The 20,338-nt window shown below is 71.3% G+C and carries 21 protein-coding genes; 13 read left to right on the top strand and 8 right to left on the bottom strand.

What is annotated here, in order from left to right; genetic code table 11:
- Nucleotides 1-20: 20 nt before the first annotated feature.
- From P696_RS0109640 to P696_RS0109630, 3 genes are all read right to left on the bottom strand, one after another.
- Nucleotides 21-254, bottom strand: coding sequence for a hypothetical protein (locus P696_RS0109640; protein WP_157429603.1), 234 nt, complete (start codon nucleotides 252-254; stop codon nucleotides 21-23).
- A 153-nt stretch (nucleotides 255-407) separates the two neighbouring features.
- Nucleotides 408-659 (bottom strand): hypothetical protein, encoded by a 252-nt coding sequence (locus P696_RS0109635; RefSeq protein ID WP_157429602.1) that lies wholly within the window; start codon nucleotides 657-659, stop codon nucleotides 408-410.
- Nucleotides 660-805: 146 nt separating this feature from the next.
- Complete coding sequence (locus P696_RS0109630; RefSeq protein WP_157429601.1) at nucleotides 806-985, bottom strand: hypothetical protein; 180 nt, start codon at nucleotides 983-985, stop codon at nucleotides 806-808.
- 282 nt (nucleotides 986-1,267) lie between these two features.
- Between P696_RS0109630 and P696_RS52205 the strand changes: the two genes are divergently transcribed.
- From P696_RS52205 to P696_RS0109605, 5 genes are all read left to right on the top strand, one after another.
- On the top strand, nucleotides 1,268-2,146 hold the full coding sequence (locus tag P696_RS52205) for a DUF5753 domain-containing protein (protein ID WP_157429600.1): 879 nt from the start codon (nucleotides 1,268-1,270) through the stop codon (nucleotides 2,144-2,146).
- Nucleotides 2,143-2,322: a DUF397 domain-containing protein gene (locus P696_RS54115; RefSeq protein WP_026412189.1), complete on the top strand. Its 180-nt coding sequence runs from the start codon at nucleotides 2,143-2,145 to the stop codon at nucleotides 2,320-2,322. The genes P696_RS52205 and P696_RS54115 overlap by 4 nt, the downstream gene beginning before the upstream one ends.
- Entirely contained in the window at nucleotides 2,288-2,527 is a 240-nt protein-coding gene (locus P696_RS0109615; protein WP_342669008.1) for a DUF397 domain-containing protein, read from the top strand. Before P696_RS54115 ends, P696_RS0109615 begins: the two co-directional genes overlap by 35 nt.
- Nucleotides 2,528-2,623: 96 nt before the next feature.
- Nucleotides 2,624-3,874, top strand: a complete 1,251-nt coding sequence (locus P696_RS44320) for an NsdA family TPR-like regulatory protein (RefSeq protein WP_211245678.1) — start codon at nucleotides 2,624-2,626, stop codon at nucleotides 3,872-3,874.
- A gap of 78 nt (nucleotides 3,875-3,952) precedes the next feature.
- A complete protein-coding gene (locus P696_RS0109605) occupies nucleotides 3,953-4,612 on the top strand; it encodes a YdcF family protein (RefSeq protein ID WP_026412187.1) in 660 nt (219 codons plus the stop codon).
- 37 nt (nucleotides 4,613-4,649) lie between these two features.
- On the opposite strand, the gene P696_RS0109600 is transcribed toward P696_RS0109605, so the two are convergent.
- Nucleotides 4,650-5,840, bottom strand: coding sequence for a lipid-transfer protein (locus P696_RS0109600; protein WP_026412186.1), 1,191 nt, complete (start codon nucleotides 5,838-5,840; stop codon nucleotides 4,650-4,652).
- A 114-nt stretch (nucleotides 5,841-5,954) separates the two neighbouring features.
- Between P696_RS0109600 and P696_RS0109595 the strand changes: the two genes are divergently transcribed.
- Genes P696_RS0109595 through P696_RS0109580 form a run of 4 tightly spaced genes read left to right on the top strand, consistent with a single transcriptional unit; the run spans nucleotide 5,955 to nucleotide 10,243 of the window.
- Nucleotides 5,955-7,550 (top strand): acyl-CoA synthetase, encoded by a 1,596-nt coding sequence (locus tag P696_RS0109595; RefSeq protein ID WP_026412185.1) that lies wholly within the window; start codon nucleotides 5,955-5,957, stop codon nucleotides 7,548-7,550.
- An 11-nt stretch (nucleotides 7,551-7,561) separates the two neighbouring features.
- Nucleotides 7,562-8,401, top strand: a complete 840-nt coding sequence (locus P696_RS0109590; protein WP_026412184.1) for a MaoC/PaaZ C-terminal domain-containing protein — start codon at nucleotides 7,562-7,564, stop codon at nucleotides 8,399-8,401.
- Nucleotides 8,402-8,450: 49 nt separating this feature from the next.
- Nucleotides 8,451-9,317, top strand: a complete 867-nt coding sequence (locus P696_RS0109585; protein ID WP_026412183.1) for a hypothetical protein — start codon at nucleotides 8,451-8,453, stop codon at nucleotides 9,315-9,317.
- A gap of 56 nt (nucleotides 9,318-9,373) precedes the next feature.
- Nucleotides 9,374-10,243: a hypothetical protein gene (locus P696_RS0109580; RefSeq protein ID WP_026412182.1), complete on the top strand. Its 870-nt coding sequence runs from the start codon at nucleotides 9,374-9,376 to the stop codon at nucleotides 10,241-10,243.
- A gap of 201 nt (nucleotides 10,244-10,444) precedes the next feature.
- Here P696_RS0109580 and sigE read toward each other — a convergent pair whose 3' ends face one another.
- Nucleotides 10,445-11,020: an RNA polymerase sigma factor SigE gene (gene sigE / locus P696_RS44315; protein ID WP_245627588.1), complete on the bottom strand. Its 576-nt coding sequence runs from the start codon at nucleotides 11,018-11,020 to the stop codon at nucleotides 10,445-10,447.
- Nucleotides 11,021-11,329: 309 nt separating this feature from the next.
- Here sigE and P696_RS0109570 point away from each other — a divergent pair, with 309 nt between their 5' ends.
- Nucleotides 11,330-12,916: an acyl-CoA synthetase gene (locus P696_RS0109570; protein ID WP_026412181.1), complete on the top strand. Its 1,587-nt coding sequence runs from the start codon at nucleotides 11,330-11,332 to the stop codon at nucleotides 12,914-12,916.
- On the opposite strand, the gene P696_RS0109565 is transcribed toward P696_RS0109570, so the two are convergent.
- Nucleotides 12,874-14,013, bottom strand: coding sequence for a glycosyltransferase (locus P696_RS0109565; protein WP_026412180.1), 1,140 nt, complete (start codon nucleotides 14,011-14,013; stop codon nucleotides 12,874-12,876). The genes P696_RS0109570 and P696_RS0109565 overlap by 43 nt on opposite strands.
- A gap of 123 nt (nucleotides 14,014-14,136) precedes the next feature.
- On the opposite strand from P696_RS0109565, the gene P696_RS44310 reads away from it, so the two are divergent.
- Genes P696_RS44310 through P696_RS52200 form a run of 3 tightly spaced genes read left to right on the top strand, consistent with a single transcriptional unit; the run spans nucleotide 14,137 to nucleotide 17,760 of the window.
- Nucleotides 14,137-15,018: a PIG-L deacetylase family protein gene (locus P696_RS44310; RefSeq protein ID WP_084337143.1), complete on the top strand. Its 882-nt coding sequence runs from the start codon at nucleotides 14,137-14,139 to the stop codon at nucleotides 15,016-15,018.
- Complete coding sequence (locus tag P696_RS0109555) at nucleotides 15,015-16,058, top strand: lysylphosphatidylglycerol synthase domain-containing protein (protein WP_026412179.1); 1,044 nt, start codon at nucleotides 15,015-15,017, stop codon at nucleotides 16,056-16,058. The genes P696_RS44310 and P696_RS0109555 overlap by 4 nt, the downstream gene beginning before the upstream one ends.
- Before the next feature lie 25 nt (nucleotides 16,059-16,083).
- On the top strand, nucleotides 16,084-17,760 hold the full coding sequence (locus tag P696_RS52200; protein WP_084337141.1) for a protein kinase domain-containing protein: 1,677 nt from the start codon (nucleotides 16,084-16,086) through the stop codon (nucleotides 17,758-17,760).
- Between the two features lie 57 nt (nucleotides 17,761-17,817).
- Here P696_RS52200 and rho read toward each other — a convergent pair whose 3' ends face one another.
- A complete protein-coding gene (gene rho, locus P696_RS44300) occupies nucleotides 17,818-19,101 on the bottom strand; it encodes a transcription termination factor Rho (protein ID WP_157429599.1) in 1,284 nt (427 codons plus the stop codon).
- Between the two features lie 279 nt (nucleotides 19,102-19,380).
- Complete coding sequence (locus P696_RS0109540) at nucleotides 19,381-20,211, bottom strand: hypothetical protein (RefSeq protein ID WP_026412178.1); 831 nt, start codon at nucleotides 20,209-20,211, stop codon at nucleotides 19,381-19,383.
- Nucleotides 20,212-20,338 lie beyond the last annotated feature (127 nt).

Raw genomic sequence — 20,338 nt, 5'->3', positions numbered from 1 at the left:
TCATCGCCCTGTGACGCGGCTCAGATGTAGGTGTCACCGAACTCGCCCATGCCCTCGCGGAACTCCGGCGAACGCACCCGATCTGCGACGTCCAGAAGATCCTGAACGCCGGACACCTCGATCCAGATCCGCCGCCCGCTCACACGTCCCCCGAGGCCGAGCAGAGCGACCCACAGTGACACGCCCATGTACCCCTCCACGCGCTGAGGCCGGACGTCGAGGACCCAGCCCGCCGTCACGGGAGATTCGGCCATCGCCTCACGCGCACGCCAAACGTGGGCTTCCCCGTCCTCACGGCTGTCGGATTCGAGCATCCACCCCAAATCCGGCCCCGAGCCGCCCCGCCGGAGCCAGGTCCTCCGCCTGCGCGGCCACCTCATACCGGAACCCCGCCCAGAGTGTTCGCGTCACGCATCGGCCTCGTCCTTCCCGTCCTCGGGCGCCGGACCCATGCGCCGGATCGCTTCGGCCACGATCTCCAGGTACTCGGTGTGCGCGAGCGCGGTGATGATCCGAATGCGCGCGGGAAAGTATCCGAACGCCGCCAGCCGAGCCGTGAATGCCGCCTTGACTTCCTCCCACGCCGCATCCAGCGCGAGCAGGACCGGAAGCGTCTCCGCGTCCTCCAGGGCGTCCGCCGCGTCAGCAGCAGCGAGCACGGAAATGACCTCTCGCATACGTTGCGATGACCGTCCGTCCGCCCAAGCGACGTCCCACACCCGAGACCACGCCCCGACGACCACGGGCACCAGAACGGCAGGCTCCGCGAAGCGCGTGGTCCGGTTCTTGTACGAGCCCCGAACACTCACCGCACACCGCCGGTGTTCAGCGTCCACGCGATGAGCCGGAGCACAGCGTTCACGTCGGCCACGGGCCCGAGCGACTCACCTTCGGTGTTCCGCGTCGTCCACACGTAGCACCACTCACCGTGCTGGTAGTCGACACGGACCTTGATGGGCGAGACGCCGACGACGGACAGAGCCACGGCGTCCCGCTCACGAACCGCGCTCATCCCAAGGCGCGGGGCTGCGTGCTCCAGGATGTCGAGCGCCTGAGCACGTGGGTGGCGCGGACGCGGCACGGAAGGGCTTGAGGTTTGGGGCTGGGCGGTACGCGCGGCTCGGGCCGCGTGCCGTCCTTCGCGCCGCCATGCGAGGCGCATACGGGACCTCCGATACGGATTGTGTGATCCGAGTTACAGAGTGCATTGGCGTGGGATAGCGTCGCCAGCGTTCCCGGAACCCCGGTCACAGAAGGGGATCGCGAAATGCCGCCCTCGAAGAGGTCTCTTCACCAGCGCAATCAAGCGACAGACCGGCGGAACGCGACAAAACGCGAACTGGAACCGTTGCGGTCCCTGTGGGACCTCATCGCGGTGGAGCTGGACCGGCAGATCTACATGCAGAGCACGAATCAGAGCCGCGTCGCCGAGTTGCTCGACTGTGACCGCTCGCTGGTGACGCGCATTCTGAGCGGTTCTCGCAGGCTGTCCCCGGAGCACGCCGCCAAGTTGGACGAGGCGTGGAATCTGCGCGGACTCCTGCACCACCTGGTCGCACATGCCCTTGGGCAGCCGGAGGACGAGTGGCTGTCCTCGCTGGCCGCATACGAAGCCTCCGCCACGCGCCAGCGGACCTGGGACACGGGCTTCATTCCTGGGGTGTGCCAGACCCCGGACTACGCCCGAGCGGTCCTTGACAACGCCTACCAGGCTGGGCTGATCGTCGACGTGGACGAAGCGCTGACGCGTCGCATGAAGCGGCAGGCGGCTGTGTGGGAGCGACCAGACCCGCCGCTCGTCTCCATCGTCCTGTCATGGACGGTGCTCGCATCCCCGACCAAGGATCTCCGAACCATGCGCGCGCAGCTCGCGCATCTTCTTGAGTTGTCGGAGCGACCGGGCGTCAGCGTCCGAGTCGTGGGACGGCACCATGCCCTGCACCTCGGGCATGACGGAGCCTTCAAGATCCTCACAGTCGGCTCGGATGTGGCATTCGCGGAGGCTCCCGGAATGCTGGGGACCATGGTCCTTGATCCCGCTCGCGTAGAGCGGTACGCGCGTAGGCTCGAACGAATCCACGATCTGGCTTGGCCGGTGGACACCAGCCGCGAAGCGATCTTGAAAGCGATGGAGGACTACGCATGAGCGAATGGCGTAAGGCGAGCCGCTCCGGCTCTGAGGGCGGCGACTGCGTGGAACTTGCCCGCCTGCATCCCGAGGTCGTGGGCGTCCGTGACAGCAAGGACCCCGAGGGCCCCCAGCTCGGCATTACCCCCGCTGCGGCGCGTGGCCTTGCGGAGGCGCTTCGAGCAGGGGAGTGATGACCGCGTACGCGTGATCATTTGGCGTAAGAGCAGTCACTCGGCCCCGTCTGGCGGGGAGTGCGTGGAAGTCGCACGCCTCTCCTTTGGCGCCGTGGGCCTCCGCGACAGCAAGAACCCGACCGGCCCCGCGTTTGCGCTCCCGGAGTCGGCGGCGCGAGACCTGCTGGCCCGAATCAAGGCAGGCGAACACGACCTGGCCTGACCCCCGACGAACGAGCCCCCGGAGATCTCCGGGGGCTCTTTCTGCGTCAGGCGGAGACTTGCTGGGAAGCATGCTCACATCGAGGTGTGTTGCGACATGTCCACCGACAGGATGAAGAAGGCCATCGGAGCGCGCCTGCGGGCGACGCGCGAAGCCCCGCCGTGCTGGTCGCGGGCCGAGTTGGCCCGCCAACTGCGGGCCGCCGCCCACCCGGCCGACCGGCAAGGCATGCCCCGCGTCGCCTCGCTCGCCGACATGATCAAGCAGTGGGAGCGTGGAGACCACGCGCCCGGTCCTCGCTACCGGCCGTTGTACACGCGTGCGACGGGCCGGACGGAGGACGAACTGTTCGGCGGCTCCCGGCAGGACGACCTGGTCCTGCCAGCCGATCTCGCTCTGGACGACGACACCGAAGCGCTCGAACTCGCGCGGCGCATCGCTGCCAGCGACGTGGGGGACGAGACGCTGAGCGGGCTTGAGGCCGCGGTGGACGAACTCGCCATCGCCTACCCCCAGACCCCGCCCGGGGCGCTCCTGGCGCGCACTCGCCGTCATCTGGTCTACGTGACCAGCCTCATGGACGCCCGGGTGACGCTCGCCGAGCGGCGGCGACTCCTCGTCATCGGAGGGTGGCTGTCGCTGCTCGCCGCGACCTGCGACATCGACCTCAACCAAGATCACGCGGCAGCGGCCCGGCTCAGAACGGCCGGACAACTCGCCCGCCACACGGAACACGACGAGATCACGGCGTGGTGCCTAGAGACCAGGGCATGGCAGGCGCTCACGGACGGCGAGCTGGCCGTGGCGGTCGAACTGTCCCAGGGTGCGCAGGAGATCGGGCCGACCGGGAGCTCGGCGTACATCCAGGCCACCGCGCAGGAAGGTCGGGCGTGGGCGCGTCTCGGCGACGGCCGCCGAACACGAGACGCGTTGAGTCGTGTCGAGCGCCTCGTCGCGCCGCTTCCCATGCCTGATCGTCCCGAGCACCACTACCGGTACGACCCGGCCAAGAGCGAGGCGTACATCGCGACCACGCTGCCCTGGTTGGGGGACCCTGCGGCGGAACGCCACGCCCGTCAGGTTCTCGGACGCCTCGAAGGCGCAGACGGCGCGCCCGCTCGTCCCCGCAGGGCCGTTTCGGCGCGCCTCGACCTGGCGCTGGCCCTGCTGACGACCGACCAGCCGGACGAGGCCGTGCACATCGCGCTGGAGGCGGTCACGAGCGGACGGCTCGTCCCGTCCAACCACTGGCGAGCCGCCGAAGTGCTCAGCGCTCTCCATGGATGCGACACCCCCGAAGCCGCCGAACTCAACGAGGCGTTCCGAGAGCTGTGCGGCGTCCGCTAGACGCGCCTTCGGGTGCCTGCTCTTCAGGCGTGGTTCTGTCGTATGACCAGCGTTCGAGATCCCGAGTGAGGAGCCTGGATGGTCGCCGAGGTGTCGCTGCCTGCCGGATACCGCGCGGACGTGGAGGTGTTGTGGGAGTACCACCAAATGGGCCACGTCGTTCGTCCGTGTGATGTCGGGATCGGGCTCGGGAGTCATGATCTCGGGGTGGCGACGTTCGCGGCCGAGTTGTACCGGCGGGGGATGTTTCCGTGGGTTGTGTTCACTGGGGCCAATGCTCCGACGACCGTTGGGCGCTTCCCACGTGGAGAGGCCGTCCACTATCGCGAACATGCCCTCGAGCTCGGGGTTCCTGACGAGGCGATCCTTGTGGAGCCACGCGCAACCAACACTGGCCAGAACATCGAGTACACCCGCAGCTTGCTCGCGGCTCGGGACATCCAGGTCGGGTCCGCCGTTCTGATCTCGCGGCCCTACCAGCAGCGTCGCGCGTACTCGACGGCCAGGAAGCTGTGGCCGGAGTTGGAGATCATCTGCGCGTCCCGCCCGCTCCCTCTCGACGAGTACATCGAGAGCATCGGGGACGTGGATCGCGTCATCAACATGCTGGTGGGGGACACGCAGAGGGTCATGGAGTATCCGAAGCTGGGGTTCGCCATTGCTCAGGACGTGCCGGACGACGTCGAAGCCGCGTTTCGGCGGCTTGTTGGGGCCGGGTTCACCAGCAGGCTCATCTGATGGTCCGGGCCGTTGGGGCGGCCCGGACCGGTGAGGGTTAGTTCGGTTGCTTGTAGAGGGTGACTACTGCGGCGCCGCCTAGGCCGATGTTGTGTTGGAGGGCGGCCTTCGCGTTTTCTACCTGGCGGGCTTCGGCTTTGCCTCGGAGTTGCCAGGTGAGTTCGGCGCACTGGGCGAGGCCGGTGGCGCCGAGGGGGTGGCCCTTGGAGATGAGGCCGCCGGACGGGTTGACGACCCAGCGTCCGCCGTAGGTGTTGTCGCCGTTGTCGACGAGCTTGCCGCCCTCGCCCTCGGCGGCGAGGCCGAGGGCCTCGTAGGTGATGAGCTCGTTGGTGCTGAAGCAGTCGTGCAACTCGATGACCTGGATGTCCGCGGCCGACAGACCCGCCTCGTCGTAGGCGCGGCGGGCCGCGAGCTCGGACATCTCCGCGCCGATGATCGTGATGGCGGACTTGGAGTCGAACGTGGCGCGGGTGTCGGTGACCATGGACTGGCCGACGATCTCGACGGCGCGGTCCCAGAGGTCGTGCTCGTCCACGAAGCGCTCGGACGCGATGACCGCCGCGCCGGAGCCGTCCGAGGTCGGGGAGCACTGGAGCTTGGTCAGCGGGTCGTAGACCATGCGGGCGGCCTTGATGTCGTCCAGCGAGTACTCGTCCTGGAACTGGGCGTACGGGTTGTTCACCGAGTGCTTGTGGTTCTTCCAGCCGATGCGGGCGAACTGGTCGGCGGTGGTGCCGTACTTCTGCATGTGCTCGCGTCCGGCCGCGCCGAACATGTACGGCGCGATGGGCTCGCCACCCCATTCGAACAGGGGGAACAGCTCCTTGAGGTGGTTGAGCATGGGTTGCTCGCGGTCCTCGAAGGTGGAGCCTAGGGAGCCCTTCTGCATCTTCTCGAAACCGAGCGCGAGGGCGCAGTCGACGACGCCGGACCTCACGGCCTGGCGCGCGAGGAACAGCGCGGTCGAGCCGGTTGAGCAGTTGTTGTTCACGTTCACGACCGGGATGCCGGTGATGCCCAGTTCGTAGACGGCGCGCTGGCCGGACGTGGATTCGCCGTACACGTAGCCGACGTACGCCTGCTCGATCAGGTCGTAGGAGATCCCGGCGTCCTCGAGGGCCTTGGTCCCGGACTCGCGCGCCATGTCGGGGTAGTCCCATTCGCGGCTGCCCGGCTTCTCGAACTTGGTCATGCCGACGCCCACGACGAAGGTCCTGTCGGTCACGGTGCCCGCCTCTCCTCAGGATGGCTCGGACGCTAGGGCCTGTCTAAGAAACAGTCAAGCTTGTATGTTTCTACCCGGACCGGTTCGCCGCACCACCACCCGGAGGACGGACGGATGTCTCGCAGCTTCAACCTCGCCGACCTGTTCGAGATCGTCGCGGCGGCGGTGCCGGACAAGACCGCGATCGTGTCCGGCGACCGCAGACTCACGTACCGGGAACTGGACGAACGCGCGAACCGGGTCGCCCACCACCTGGCCGCGAACGGCGTGGGCCCCGGCGACACCGTCTCGCTGCTCTCCTACAACCGGGCCGAGTGGCTGGAGGCGCAGATCGGCGCGTTCAAGCTGCGCGCCGTCCCGGTGAACGTGAACTACCGGTACACCGCGGGCGAGCTGGCGTACGTGGTCGGCGACTCGAACTCCGTCGCGCTGGTCGGCGAGCGGGCGCTGATCGCCCGCCTTGGCGACGCGCGCGGGAAGCTGTCCGACCTGCGGCACGTGATGGTCATCGAGGACGGCTCGGACGACCCCGTCCCGGACGCCGTCGGGTACGAGGACGCGCTCGCCGACGCCTCACCCGCGAACGACTTCGGCGAGCGCTCGCCCGACGACCTCTACCTGCTCTACACGGGCGGGACGACCGGCATGCCCAAGGGCGTGATGTGGCGGCACGAGGACATCTTCATGGCCGCCATGGGAGGCGGGAACGCCATGGGCGACCCCATCCCCACACCCGAGACGCTCGCCACGAAGGTGCTGGACGGCGGCCTGAACACGCTGGTCTGCGCGCCGCTGATGCACGGCGCGGGCATGTGGGTCGCGTGGGCCGGGCTGACCGCCGGGTCCACGGTCGTCCTCTGGACGGGCCGCAGCTTCGACGCGGCGAAGGTGCTGGCCCTCGCCGACGAGGAGCGGATCGTCACGCTGAACGCGGTCGGGGACGTCATGGTCCGGCCGCTGATCGGCGAGCTGGAGGCCCACCCCGGACGGCACGACCTGTCGGCGCTGCTCGTCCTCGCGACCGGCGGCGCGGTGACCTCGCCGGACGTCAAGGCGCGGCTCCAGGAGCTCGTCCCGTCCCTGCTGCTGATCCTGGACGCGTTCGGCGGCTCGGAGACCGGCGCGGCGGGACAGGCGGTCGACCAGTCCGCCGACGGGCACCCGCGGTTCGTGCCGCGCGCGGACGACACCGCCGTCCTGGACCACCTGCTGCGGCCCGTCCCGCCGGGCTCGGGGGAGATCGGCCAGCTCGCGCGGCGCGGTCACATCCCGCTCGGCTACTGGAACGACCCGGCGAAGACGGCCAGGACGTTCGTCACCGACGACGACGGCGTGCGCTGGGCGCTCCAGGGCGACATGGCCCGGATCGACGCCGACGGCGCGGTCGTCCTGCTCGGACGCGGCTCCCTGGTGATCAACACCGGCGGCGAGAAGGTGTTCGTGGAGGAGGTCGAGGCGGCGCTGAAGACGCACCCGGCCGTGTACGACGCGCTGGTCGTCGGCGTCCCGGACGAGCGGCTCGGATCCCGTGTCGCCGCCGTCGTCTCGCTCGTGCCCGGCGCGTCCGCGACGCCGGACGAGCTCGTCGCGCACACCCGCGAGACCCTCGCCGGATTCAAGACGCCCCGCGACCTCAGGATCGTGGACGAGGTGCGCCGCTCACCCGCGGGCAAGGCCGACTACCGCTGGGCCAAGGGTCTCTACCAGTGAGGAATCCCCCTATGACCGAGATGAACAAGGACAACCTGGGCGTCTGGAGCGCGCCGTTCGACTTCGCCGTCGAACGCGACCGGACGATCGCCTACGCCGCCGCGACCAACGACCCGAACGCCCGGTACGTCTCGGGCGAGCTGGCGCCGCCGGTGTTCGCGATCGTCCCGGTGTTCGAGGGCATGATCGACCCGCTGTTCAAGGTCGTCCCGGACAGCCTGATCCCGTTCGTCGTGCACGGCGAACAGGACATGGTGTTCCACCGCCCGATCGAGCCGGGCATGAGGCTGGTGTCGCGGGCGAAGGTCACCGGGTACTCGTCCAAGGGTTCCGGGACGACGGTGTCGCTGAAGCTGGAGACCAGCACGGACGGCGGCGACCTGGTCAACGAGCAGTGGATGGTGTCGTTCTTCCGAGGTTTCCAGGCCGGGGAGACGGTCGGCGAGCAGGCCCCCGCGCACCGCTTCCCCGAGGAGCTGCGCGCCGCCGGGCCGTTCGCCGAGGTCACCCAGCACGTGGACGACGACCAGACGTTCCGCTACTCGAAGGCGTCCGGCGACCTGATGCCGATCCACCTGGACGAGGAGTTCGCGAAGAGCGCGGGCCTGCCCGGGATCATCGCGCACGGCCTGTGCACGATGGCGTTCACGTCCCGCGCGGTGATCGAGTCGGCGGCGGGCGGCGACCCGGCCCGGCTGAAGCGCCTCGCCGTCCGCTTCTCCAAGGTCGTCCTCCCTGGTCAGGACGTCACGACCCGCATCTACGACCGCGGCGACGGCACGTTCGCGTTCGAGACGACGTCCAGCTCCCGCGACATCGTGATCAAGGACGGCCTGGCCGAGATCGCCTGATCGTCCCGCCCGGGGGCGGTCTGTCGGACCGTCCCCCTACGATCACCGCGTGGCGAAGATCGTTGACTATGGCGCGTTCGCGGACCGCCTGAAGGCCGCGCCGTCCCGCTGGGACGTCCTGCGCGAGTTCCACGAGGAGTGGGGCTACGCCGTGAGGCCCGGCTCCCCTCGCTGGGACCGCTGGTCCCCGGACGAGCACGAGGCGTACGTCCGCGCACTGCACGGAAAATCCGAGGACGACGAGTTCGAGGGCGTCGACCTCGCCGTGCCCATCCCCGCCGCGCTGGACGAGTGGTGGGAACTCCCCTTCAACTCGTTCACCCACGACGCCCGCTACTACGAGACGAACCCGGTCTACCCGCCGACCGTGCGTCCCGACCCGTCCGGCTACGGCGTCGCGGGCCCCCTCCAGAACGACTCGGACCTGGTCACCCCGGACGCCGACCACCGCGTCGTGGTGTTCATGGCCGAGAACCAGTACTGCAACGAGTGGGGCTACCTCGCCGCCGAGGCGCACGAGCCCGACCCGCGCGTCCTGGTCAGCGTGGCCGACGACGAGTGGGCGCTCCAGGCCCGGTCGGTCTCGGAGTTCTTCCTCCAGCTGGCGGTCCAGCGGCTGCCCCGCCTGCTCGGCTGGTCGGTGGAGATCGACGACGAAGACGTCGTGGACGGCGACCTGGACGACCTGCTCGCGAGGATTCAGGAGCGGATGCCCGAGCTGGGCTTCGAGCCCTGGGCCGAACTCCAGCAGGACGCGATCGTCTACGGCGGCCCCGACGTCCTGGTCTTCGTCGCCGACGGCGACCTCGGCGGCGTCTCCATCGCGGGCCGCACCCCGCAGGCCGTCCTCGACCAGGCCGGACGCCTCGGCCTCACCCTCAACGAGGAGTACCTCACCGCCCCCGGCGACTACTAGACCGCCCGATCATCCGAGAGGAACGGTTAGCCGGGCCGCCCCTCTACGCTTCCCGCGTGGCGAAGATCGTTGACTATGGGACGTTCGCGGAGCGGCTGAAGGCGGCGCCGGACCGCTGGGACGTGCTGCGCGAGTTCCACGAGGAGTGGGGCTACGAGGTCGAGCCGGGTTCGTCCCGCCGGGACCGATGGTCCGGCGACGAGTACGAGAAGTACCTGCTGGCGCTGGACGGAAAGGCCGACGGGTACAGGGGCGTCGACCTCGCCCTGCCCGTCCCGGCGGCGCTGGACGAGTGGTGGGAGCTGCCGTGCAACTCCTTCACCCACGACTCCCGCCTCTACTGGACGACCGCCCTGTACCCGCCGGCCGTCCGGCCCGAGCAGGCCGGTTGGGAGGTCGTGGCCCCGATCCCGGACGACTCGGATCTGGTCGCCCCGGACGACGACCACCGCGTCGTCGTGTTCATGGTCGACGACGACTGCTGCACCTTCTGGGGTTACCCGGCCGCCGACGCGCACGAGCCCGACCCGCGCGTGCTGGTCAGCGTCAGGAAGGACGAGGGCGAGTTGGCCCTCCAGGCCCGGTCGGTCTCGGAGTTCTTCCTCCAACTCGCCGTCCAGCGGCTGCCGCCCGCGCTCGGCTGGACGGTGCCGATCTCCCAGGAGGACTTCACCAGCTCGGACGAAATGGCCGAACTGGTCGCCAGGATCGAGGCCGGACTGCCGACACTCGGCTTCGAGCCGTGGCGCGAACTCGGTCAGGACGGGACCGTCTACGGCGGCCCGGACGTGCTCGCCCACCTCGCCACGGACCCCCGCCACGGGATCCTCCTTTCGGGCCGCACGTCCCAAGCCCTGCTCGACCTGTCCGCCCGCCTCGGCCTCGAACGCACCGAGGACGGGCTCAGGGTCTCGGAGGAGTACTAGGTCTCAACGGCCTGGAAGGAGCGTCAGACCGCGACGCTCCGGGAGGAGTACCAGGCCGTGACGCTCCGGGAGGTGTGCCGGGCCGTGACGCCCGGCGAACGTCCGGACAAGGATTTGAGCCGTGCGGGACGCTGCTCCGCACGGCTCAAGAACGGGGGCCCAGGACGCGATCACCACGGGGCCGTGATCGCGCGGCGACGGTCACGGCGCGGTGGTCACGCACTCCTGGGACGGGGCCGGGGCGGGCGCGGCCGGGCGGCGGTGCTCCAGGGCGACGCGCAGCTGGGCGCGGCCCCGGTGGATGCGGCTGCGGACGGTGCCGAGCTTGACCCCGAGCGAGGCCGCGATCTCCTCGTAGGTGAGGCCCTCGATGTCGCACAGCACCACGGCCGCCCGGTACTCGGGGGCGAGCGAGTCGAGCGCGGCCTGGATGTCGGCGTCCAGGTGCCGCTCGTCGTAGGCCTGCGCGGGAGAGATCTCGCGGCCCTCGAGACGCTCGTCGGCGTCCTCGGCGAGGGCGTCGAAGCGGATGCGCTGCTTGCGGCGCGCCCGGTCGAGGAAGAGGTTGGTGGTGATGCGGTGGAGCCAGCCCTCGAACGTGCCGGGCGTGTAGGACGACAGGGACCGGAACACCCGGACGAACACGTCCTGGGTGAGGTCCTCGGCGTCGTGCCTGTTCCCGGTCAGGCGGTACGCCAGCCGGAACACCCTCGTGGAGTGCTGGTCGACGATCTCCTCCCATGTCGGAGGCGTCCACGCCACTGCGCCTGCGCTCACCGGTACCCCCGTCTGATACGTAATCGTTACGGCACAGCATGCCCGGCCCCGGATAAGAGCGGTGTAAGAACGCGGAGCCCCTTGCGGACGGGGCTTTGCGATCTCCGGCCGGGCGCCGCCGCCGCGGCCCGCGAACACCCTTCCCACCTGGGCGTTTGCCCTTCCGGCCAGAGGTGGTCCGTCCGCTCGGTCAGAGTTCCCTTTGTGACCCATCTCATTGGACGGGGCGTCCACAGGTATTGAGCGGGCGCCGGGTCGCGGGCAATCATCGGGGCACCCGGTACACCCCCACCCCGAGGACGTGTGGCCATGGCGCGGAGCTACAACCTGGCGGATCTCCTGGAAATCCTGGCCGAGGCGGGCCCGGACAGACCGGCGCTCGTGGCCGGTGACCAGCGCAGGACGTACGCGGAACTGAACGAACGCGCCAGCCGGGTGGGTCACCACCTCGACGCGGCCGGGGTCCGGCCGGGCGAGCACGTCGCGATCCTCGCCTACAACCGGGCCGAGTGGATCGAGACGATGCTCGGCGTCTTCAAGATCCGCGCGGTGCCGATCCCGGTGAACTACCGCTACGTGGCCGCCGAGCTGCGCCACGTGCTGTCCGACTCCGACTCGGTCGCGCTGGTCGGCGAGCGGTCCCTGCTGGCGAAGGTGCAGGACATCCGCGCCGACCTGCCGAAGCTGCGGCACGTGGTCGTCCTGGAGGACGGCTCGGACGCCGAGATCCCCGGCGCGGTCGAGTTCGAGAAGGCCCTCGGCGAGGTCTCGGGCGACGACGACTTCCCCGAGCGGTCGAGCGACGACCGGTACGTCATGTACACGGGCGGGACGACCGGCTACCCCAAGGGCGTCGAGTGGCGGTCCGAGGACATCTTCTTCGGCGCGCTCGGCGGCGGGAACGTCCTCGGCGACCCCGTGACCAGCCCGGAGGCGCTCGCCGCGAACGCCGAGCAGCCCGCGATGGCGGTGCTCGACTGCGCGCCCGTCATGCACGGCGCGGGCCAGTGGGTGGCGTTCATGGGCCTGTTCAGCGGGGCCAAGGTCGTCCTCTACACCGACCACGGGTTCGACCCGGCGAAGGCGCTGCGGCTGCTCGCCGAGGAGGGCGCGAACGTCCTGATGATCGTCGGGGACGTGATGGCGCGTCCGGTCGCCAGGGAGCTGGCGTCCGGCGACCACGACATGTCGTCGCTGTTCGCGATCGCGTCCGGCGGCGCGCCGCTCACCGAGGGCGCCAAGGACGAGCTGAAGGTCCACCTGCCGAACGTGGTGTTCCTCGACAACTACGGCGCGTCCGAGACCGGCGCGTGCGGGCCGTCCGTCGGCGGCAAGGAGGGCACGGCCCGGTTCATGATGAAGCCGGGGATCACCGTCCTGGACGACGACCTCGAGCCCGTCCGGCCCGGTGAGATCGGCAAGCTCGCGCGGTCCGGGAACATCCCGCTCGGCTACTACAACGACCCGAAGAAGACCGCGTCGACGTTCTTCACCGACGCGGACGGCGTGCGCTGGTCGGTGCCCGGCGACTTCGCCCAGCTGGAGGAGGACGGCACGATCGTCCTGCTCGGACGCGGCTCGCTGATGATCAACACGGGCGGCGAGAAGGTGTACCCCGAGGAGGTCGAGGTCGCCCTCAAGGACCACCCGGACGTCTACGACGTCGTCGTGGTCGGCCTGCCCGACGAGCGGTTCGGGCAGCGCGTCGCCGCCGTGGTCGCGCCGCGCCCGGGGACGTCCCCGACGCTGGAGGACCTGGTCGAGCACTGCCGCGAGCGGCTCGCCGGGTACAAGCTGCCGCGCGAGCTGAAGGTCGTGGACGAGGTCCGGCGGACGGCCGTCGGCAAGTCCGACTACAAGTGGGCGAAGTCGGTCTTCGCCGACGCCGCGTCGTAGCAGGAGTCGAACGCCGCGAGGACGGCGGGCCACGAGCACCGGACGGGTGAGGTGGCGCGGTTGTGCGCCGCGATCCGGCCCCGCAGGACGGGGTCGGACGCGAGCCGCGCCAGCGCCGCCGCCAGTTCGCGCGGCGTCCCGCCGAGCAGTCCCTCGCGCCCGGACGTGACGAAGTCGGCGACGCCGCCGCCCGCGCGTCCCACCACCGGCACGCCCGCGAGCCGCGCCTCCAGCGCCGCGAGCCCGAACGACTCGCGGGACGCCGGGGCGAGGAACACGTCCGCGCCCGCCAGGACCGTCCGGACCTCGGACCGGTCGAGCCGTCCGGTGAGCCGCACCCAGCCGCTCATCCCGTGCCGCCGCAGGTACCGCTCCATGCGCGGACGCGCCGGGCCGTCCCCGACGACCGTCGCGCGCAGCGGCGCCGTCGCCGACGCCTCGCGCAGCACGCGCAGCAGGTTCACCGGCTCCTTGCGCGGGGCGAGCCGTCCGACCGCGACGACGTGCGGGATCCCGTCCTCGGCGTCCGGTTCCGGGGGAGCCTCGGCGTTCCACTGGGAGAGGTCGATGCCGTTCGACACCACGTGGACCGACAGCCGTCCGTCCACGACCGCGCGGATCGGACGCGCCGCCGCCTCGCTCACCGTCGTCATCACCAGCCCGCTGCCGTGCCTGCGCGCCCAGACCGGGACGAGCGTCCGGTAGACGGCCCGGCTGACCGGCCCCCACATGCTGTGGACGGTCAGCACCACGGGAAGCCCCGTCATCCCCAGGCTGTGGACGGCGCGCCACGCGAACGGCGAGACCGCCCCAGCGTGCACGTGGACGACGTCCGGTTTGAGGCTCTCCAGCAGCGGCGCGAGCGACCGTCCGACCGGCAGCTCCCAGGGCAGCGGCGCGACCAGCCGCACCACCCGGAACGGGAGCTCGTCCGATCCGACGCCCGGTCCGCCGTCCGTCCCGTCCGGCTCGGGCGTGGCGGTGGCGACGGTGACGTCGTGGCCCGCCGCGCTCTGCGCCCGGGCCAGCTCGTCGACCTGCACCTCGATGCCCCCGAGCCGGGGCGGGAAACAGTCGCTGACATGGAGTATCCGCACCCCATGACGGTGCGTGCGGGGCCCGCGCGGCACCCGCGCCGACACGCCCCACCGCGTGGGGGATGGGCGAGCCTTGACCCGGAGCGGGGCCCCTCTTCACACGTCCCGGGAATCTAATAGCGCGTGCGACGAACCTGTGTCTTCTTCCATGCCCATCCGGACGACGAGGCGCTGCTGACGGCGGGCACGATGGCCCGCCTGGCGGCCGAGGGACACCGTGTCGTCCTCGTCGTCGCCACGGCCGGGGAACGCGGCCTCACGGACGGTCCCGCGCGCACGGCCATGCGGGACTCCGAGCGCCGGGCGCGGCTGGGTTCCGTCCGGACGGCGGAGTTGCACGCTTCGGCGCGTGCGCTGGGATGCCACCGGGTCGTTCTGCTTGGTTATGAGGATTCGGGGTTGGACGGGGACGCACCCGGTGGCTTCGCACGCGCGCATGTGGACGTCGCCGCGGGCGAACTCGCCGAGTTACTTCGCCAAGAGGCCGCCGACCTGCTGGTTGTGTATGACCCGGCGGGTGGGTACGGACACCCCGACCACGTCCAGGTGCACCGGGTGGGGACGGAGGCGGCGAGAATGGCCGGGACGCCCGTCGTCCTTGAGGCGACCGTCGACCGCGATCTGCTGCTGCGCGTCCTGCGTGGGCTGGCGCGGCTGCGGCTGCTGCCGCGCTCGGTGGACGTCGCGTCCTTCGAGCGCGCCTACGCGTCCGCCGCCGAGATCACGCACCGCGTCCCGGTGCGCCGGTTCACCTCCGCGAAGCGCTTCTCGATGGCGGCGCACGCGACCCAGACCACCGGCGGCGACACCGTCCGGACGCTCGCCGCCCTGCTGTGGCTGCCCCGGCCGCTGTTCCGCCGCGCGTTCGGCACCGAGTGGTACGTCCGCCGCGACCTGCCGCCGGGCCCCGTCCTCCGGCATCCGCTGGACGCCTGGCCCGAGCCTGCGCCCGACCCCGACAACGACTCCGGCCCGGCGGACTCCGCGCTTGCGGCGGAGCGTTGAGCCGCCCCGCGCGCGCCCTCCTGTCCCTGCTGTCGCTCGCGGGCGCGATCGGACTCCTGGCCGCGCTCCCGTACCTGGTCGGCGTGGACTGGACGGAGATCGGCCGTGAGCTGGGACGGCTCTCCCTCTGGGAACTCGCCGCGCTCACCCTGCTGTGGCTCGCCGGGCTCTGGGCCTACACGTTCGTGTTCACCGCGTCCCTGCCGGGTCTCGCGCACTGGCAGGCGCTCCTGATGAACGCGGTCGGCAGCGCGGTCAGCAACCTCCTGCCGTTCGGCGGCGCGGCCGGGCTCGCGGTCACCTTCGCGATGGCCCGGGGCTGGGGTCACCGCAACGCCTCGATCACGGTGTCCGCGCTGGTCACCGGCGTGTGGAACGTGCTGGCCCGGCTGCTGCTGCCCGCGGTCGGGATCGTCGCGCTGCTCGTCGCGGGCGAGCTGCCCGACCGCCGGACGGCCGCCATGGCGGTCCTCGCCGCGGCCGTCATCCTCGGCATCCTCGCGATCCTCGTCCTCGCGCTGGGGTCGCCGAGGACCGCGCGCGCCGTGGACGTGCGGCTCCGCGCGCTCGCCCGCCGCCTTCCCGGACGCGCCGGACGCTGGCTGCTCAAGGGCGACGGCGCGCTGTTGTCCGTCCGGGACAAGACCGTGGACGTGCTGCGCACCGGCTGGCGCGGCCTGACCTACGGCATGCTCGCCTACCTGCTGCTCCAGGCCGCGCTGCTGTACGCGTGTCTGGTCGCGGTCGGCGCGCACGTGCAGGTCGCCGAGGCGGTCGCGGTGTTCGCAATCAACCGGATGCTCACCACGGCCGTCGTCACGCCGAGCGGTGCCGGGATCAGCGAGACCGGCACGGCCGCCTTGCTGGTGTCGTTCGGCGTGCCCGCCGGGCCCGCCGCCGCAGCGACGATCCTGTACTCCTTCTACACCTTCGCGGTGGAGATCCCGGCGGGCGGCATCGGCTGGCTGACCTGGCTGTTCGTCCGCCGGACGCCGTCCGGCACGCCACTTGAGACATATCGCGTACTGGCTCGCAAATGACTCATCGTGAGAGAATCGTTACTCGATGTGGAACATGGCGAGAGGGCTTACGACCGATAACCACCTCATGGGGGGAGAAGGGTTGATACCGCTCGCACGCCGGTATCGCCTGCTCTCGGAGGCGGGACGCGGCGGCATGGGAACGGTCTGGCGCGCGCACGACGAGCTGCTGGACCGGGACGTCGCCGTCAAGGAGGTCCGCCTGCCGGAGCGGCTCACCACCGGCGAGCGCAGGCTCGCGTGCCGGCGGATGGTCGAGGAGGCGCGGGCCACCGCCGCGCTCCGGCACCCGGGCGTCGTCCAGATCTTCGACATCGTCATGGAGGACGGCCGTCCCTGGATCATCATGGAGTTCATCCGGGCGCGGTCGATGCACCAGGTCCTCGCGCAGGACGGCCCGCTCCCGGCGGCGCGCGCCGCCGAGGTCGGCCTGGCGCTGCTGTCGGTGCTGCGCGCCGCGCACGCCGAGGGCATCCTGCACCGCGACGTCAAGCCGTCCAACGTGCTGCTCTGCGAGGACGGGCGGGTTCTGCTCAGCGACTTCGGGCTGGCCGTCCACACCGACGCCGGGGTGCGCGGACGCGGGGACGACACGCTCGTCGCCGGGATCGAGGGGTCGCCCGCCTACCTGTCGCCCGAGCGGGTCCGGGGGCGTCCGAGCGTCGTCGCGTCCGACCTGTGGTCGCTCGGCGCGACCCTGTACGCGGCGGTCGAGGGCCGCTCGCCGTTCCTGCGCAGCCACGCCCTCGCGTCGATGGTCGCGGTGCTGCTCGGGGAGTACGAGCCGCCGCGCTCCGCGTGGGCGCTCGGCCCCGTGGTCGCGGGCCTGCTCCGCGAGGACCCGGCCGAACGCCTGAGCGCCGAGGCCGTCGAACGCCTCCTCCACGAAGCCCTGCGCGCGTCCGCCCCCGGCACGTCCGAGACACCCGAGATGACCGAGGCGCCTGGGGTGACCGACGAGTCCCGCGCGGCCGACGAGGTCGTGACGTCCGGCGCGGCGAGCATGTCCGGCGAGGTCGCGCCGCCCGGCGAGGGGGACGTGACGGCGGAGAGCGGCCTGGACGAACCGGGCGCGAAGATCGACGCCGACGGGACGGTCCGGATCGCGAACCGGCGCGCGACCGGGCGGATGCCCGCGTCGAAGCGGCCGAGGTTCGGGGCGCTGCTCGGCCTCGGGGCCGCGCTGGCCGGGGTCGCGGCGCTGGGCGCGTGGTCGGCCCGCTGGACCTCGGTGAGCAAGAGCGCGTCGTCGGTGGTGCAGCCCTTCCCGGGCGTGTCGGACGAGACGACCGTCTTCCACGCGGACGGCGCGTTCAGCGTGGAGGTCCCGTCGGACTGGCGCAGCCACCACATCGCCAACGGCGTGGCCTGGGCCGATCCGTCGGACGGCGAGGGCATGACCATCGTCCGTGCCCCCGGGGCCGCGCTGGCCGGCCTGCGCGCGGACGAGCGGCGCGCGACCGCGAACGGCGTCTACCCCGGATACCACCGCCTGAGGCTGGAGTCCGCGCCGGACCTGGCGCCGGGCGCGGCGGAGTGGGAGTTCACCTGGGACCGGGAGGGCGGATCGCACGCCCTGCGCAGCCGGGTCGCCGGGTACGAGTTCTTCTTCTACGCCCACGCCTCGCGCTGGACGCCCGGAGCGCGCCTCTACGACCGGATCCTGCGGTCGTTCGACCCGGAACCCTCCACCGGGGAGTGAACGCGGGTCAGCGGGCCGTGCTCGGAAGGCGGGCCGTGATCGGAGGGCGGGCCGTGATCAGAGGGCCTGCTGCATGCGGAGCAGGAACTCGGCGTTGGAGGTCGTCCCCTTCATCCGCTCCAGGAGCAGCTCGATCGCCTGCTGCTTGTCCATGCCGGACATCGCGCGGCGGAGCTTCCAGTTCAGCTCCAGCTCCTCGGGGGACATGAGCAGGTCCTCGCGGCGGGTGCTGGACGCCTCGACGTCGACGGCCGGGAAGACGCGGCGGTCGGCCAGGCTCCGGTCGAGCTTGAGCTCCATGTTGCCGGTGCCCTTGAACTCCTCGAAGAACACCTCGTCCATGCGCGAGCCGGTCTCGACCAGCGCGGTGGCGAGGATCGTGAGCGACCCGCCGTTCTCGATGTTGCGGGCCGCGCCGAAGAACTTCTTCGGCGGGTACAGCGCGTGCGTCGCGACGCCGCCGGCGAGGATCCGGCTGCTGGACGGGGCCGCCAGGTTGTAGACCCGGCCGAGCCGGGTGATCGAGTCGAGCAGCATGACCACGTCGTGGCCCTGCTCGACCAGGCGCTTGGCCCGCTCGACGGCGAGCTCGGCGAGGGCGATGTGCTCCTCGGCGGGCCGGTCGAAGGTGGAGTGCACGACCTCGCCGCCGACCGTCCGCTGGAAGTCGGTGACCTCCTCGGGCCGCTCGTCGATCAGGACGATCATGAGGTGGCACTCGGGGTTGTTGGCCCCGATCGCGTTCGCCAGCGCCTTGAGGATCATCGTCTTGCCGACCTTGGGCGGCGAGACGATCAGGCCGCGTTGGCCCTTGCCGATCGGCGACACCAGGTCGATGACCCGGGTCGACATGGCGCCGGTGTCCAGGCGCAGTCGTTCGTCGGGGAACAGGGGGGTCAGGGTGTTGAACTTCGGCCGGTCCGCGGCGGCCTCGGGAGCGAGCCCGTTGACCGACTCGACGGAGGCGAGCGCCGCGTACTTCTCCCGGCTGGACCGGGGCGGACGGGCCGTGCCGACGACGATGTCGCCGGGGCGCAGGTGCGCGTCCCGGACCTGCGCCTGGGTGAGGTGCACGTCGTCCGGGCCGGGCAGGTAGCCGGAGGTCCGGACGAACGCCCGGTTGTCCAGGATGGACAGGATGCCGTGGAACGGCACGACGGGGAGGGCCTGCGCGGCCTCCGCGCCGCCGGACGCGGCCTGCTGGGCGGCGTCCTCGGCGTCCTCGGCGGCGTCGGGGGTGTGGACGGTGGTGCGGGCCGCGGTGGTGCGGGCCCGGGAGCGGCGACGCCGGTCGGCCTGTGCGGGCACGCTGGCGTGTTCTGCCGTGGTGGTAGTGGTCATGCGGGTCCCTTCAGACGGCCGCCCCTCGGGCGGCGCGTGATCGAGAGGAACGAGTGAGGGAAGATGCTCGGCCTGCCCTGGCAGGCGGAAAAGGTCGGCTCCCTGGAAGGCTGCGGGCGGCGGGTGGCCGCGCGGGCTGTCACCGGGCGCTCAGAGGCCCGGGCGGGGAACGTACGCGCCCCCCGGCCCCGATCACGCTGGACGCGGATCCGAGGCGCCTTCTGACCGGAGACGCTGATTTGACAGTACAGCACATTCCGCGTCCTGTGCATTCCCGGCCTACCGGCGCCGGGGTGGCTTGCTGGACGACCGCGTCTTGCTGGGCGCGCTGCGGGAGGGCGCGGGCGTGTACGCGGGCGGCGTGTACTTCGGCGGTGTGGACCCGGGCCGGGGACGCCGGTTGACCGGCGGCGACGACCCGTACCGGGAGCCCGGCGGGGCCGACCGCCCGTAGCGCGGCCCGGCGGGCCAGGACAGGTAGCGGCGTCCGCCCGTCCGCCGGGGCGTGCCGGATCCGCACTGCTCGTCGGTGAAGCCGACGCCGCGGACGGTCGCGCGGGTGTCGGCGTCGACCTCGGCGGGCCGGGTGAGGTCGACGGTCGCGCCGTCCGCCGGGAGGGAACTCGGGAGCGTGAGCGTCAGTGCCGAGCCGGTCATCGCGGCCGTCGCGCCCGGCACCGGGACCTGGCGGCGGTTTCCGCTGGTCACCGTCCACTTTCCGTCGGACTGCACAGCCTGCACGCGCGTGGTGTTCGCGCCCTGCCGGTACAGCGTCTCGAAGGCCGTGCCGCTCGCCGGGGACGACCCGCTCACCGACATCACGACGGACGCGCCGCTCGGCGTCCGCTTCCAGGACACACTCGTCATGTCGGCGTAGCCGGGCCGCGTGGGGGCGCGGCGTCCGGCGCGCGGCCTGACGACCGTCCGGACGTCGCCGGTCGGGTCGGAGCAGTTCACCCCGTCCTGGAACGTGCCCGTGGCGAACATGCCCGCGGGGTGGTCGTCACGGGGCCTGGAATCGCCGCCGCAGGCGGTGAGGGCGGCGGCGCAGACGGCGGCGCCCGCGCCGATCATGATCCCGCGGTGTGCTCGGACGTGCCCGTCCCTCATCTGGCGGCCTCCTTCGAAGGGAATGGGGGTTCGATGTCAGCGGGCCGCATGAGGTTCCCACGCGCCACCGACAGCCCGCCGTCCGGGGCGGCGTCGGGGCGGGGCGGCGGCTTCCGTACGATGGCGT

This window comes from Actinomadura oligospora ATCC 43269 (assembly GCF_000518265.1).
GTDB lineage: Bacteria > Actinomycetota > Actinomycetes > Streptosporangiales > Streptosporangiaceae > Spirillospora > Spirillospora oligospora.
The sequence above is the reverse complement of the archived record's forward strand: the minus strand, read 5'-3'. Positions and strand labels throughout refer to the sequence as shown.

Bases quoted from the DNA above. Each gene is read 5' to 3' on its own strand.
- P696_RS0109640 (WP_157429603.1), bottom strand. From the start codon at position 254: ATGGCCGAATCTCCCGTGACGGCGGGCTGGGTCCTCGACGTCCGGCCT.
- P696_RS52205 (WP_157429600.1), top strand. From the start codon at position 1,268: ATGCCGCCCTCGAAGAGGTCTCTTCACCAGCGCAATCAAGCGACAGAC.
- P696_RS54115 (WP_026412189.1), top strand. From the start codon at position 2,143: ATGAGCGAATGGCGTAAGGCGAGCCGCTCCGGCTCTGAGGGCGGCGAC.
- P696_RS44320 (WP_211245678.1), top strand. From the start codon at position 2,624: ATGTCCACCGACAGGATGAAGAAGGCCATCGGAGCGCGCCTGCGGGCG.
- P696_RS0109605 (WP_026412187.1), top strand. From the start codon at position 3,953: ATGGTCGCCGAGGTGTCGCTGCCTGCCGGATACCGCGCGGACGTGGAG.
- P696_RS0109595 (WP_026412185.1), top strand. From the start codon at position 5,955: ATGTCTCGCAGCTTCAACCTCGCCGACCTGTTCGAGATCGTCGCGGCG.
- P696_RS0109590 (WP_026412184.1), top strand. From the start codon at position 7,562: ATGACCGAGATGAACAAGGACAACCTGGGCGTCTGGAGCGCGCCGTTC.
- P696_RS0109570 (WP_026412181.1), top strand. From the start codon at position 11,330: ATGGCGCGGAGCTACAACCTGGCGGATCTCCTGGAAATCCTGGCCGAG.
- P696_RS52200 (WP_084337141.1), top strand. From the start codon at position 16,084: ATGTGGAACATGGCGAGAGGGCTTACGACCGATAACCACCTCATGGGG.
- rho (WP_157429599.1), bottom strand. From the start codon at position 19,101: ATGACCACTACCACCACGGCAGAACACGCCAGCGTGCCCGCACAGGCC.
- P696_RS0109540 (WP_026412178.1), bottom strand. From the start codon at position 20,211: ATGAGGGACGGGCACGTCCGAGCACACCGCGGGATCATGATCGGCGCG.